This is a genomic window from Megasphaera massiliensis (assembly GCF_000455225.1).
Lineage (GTDB): Bacteria > Bacillota > Negativicutes > Veillonellales > Megasphaeraceae > Megasphaera > Megasphaera massiliensis.
On the sequence record NZ_HF954556.1, the window covers coordinates 1,352 to 2,046 of the forward strand.

1 protein-coding gene is annotated in these 695 nt (G+C 39.6%); it reads left to right on the top strand.

What is annotated here, in order from left to right; all coding sequences use genetic code 11:
- Window positions 1-461: 461 nt before the first annotated feature.
- Window positions 462-695 (top strand): hypothetical protein (locus tag TX77_RS10795; protein ID WP_044505099.1); only part of this gene is annotated, 234 nt, incomplete at its 3' end.

The following is a 695-nucleotide window of genomic DNA, read 5'->3' on the forward strand; positions in this document are numbered from 1 at the left end:
ACACCTTCAGCATCGTCGTGCCAAACCCGAACAGCTCTTTGGCAACCTCATTGTAAATGTGACTGAGCTTCTTCCTGTTCTCGTTAGAGTCGATCAGGGGCATGAGATCACCTTCTGAAATAATATAAAACATTAATAAAACCAGTATTCATATCGTACATAACAATTTCTAATAAATCAAGAGATAGTTCGGTTTTCAGATGAAAAAAAGCAAAAAAAATCATTTTTTTCGTCCAAAAACGACTTAATTAACGAAGGATGTAAGGTTACAATTTTGCAGTATCAAGGATAATTATAAAAAACAGGCGTCATCTATAATGATGAAAGGTGTGGAGCCCTTGGAACTGGTAGGCATCCTCTTCCCTTCTGGTGATCCTTTTTGTTTTGCAATAGACGTACGCTTCTATTAATCTTAACGTATTGGAATCGCTTAGCGTAGATACGGAGAGGAGCAATTACCTATGAATTGGGGCACCTTATTTGAAAAGAACTATCATATGTTTACCGGAGTGTCTGAAGCTGAGCTGGAGCAATTCCAGAATAGCTGGAATAAGCCTATGAATGACTTAGAGATACAGGAGATCGTCAGCCGGCAGCGCAATCCTTTTCCGATTAACGATCCGCTGCATGGACTGTATAAACCATTTGATCCATCCTTATGGTCGATTCCGCAAAAGACGCTGCCTGAAAGTTAT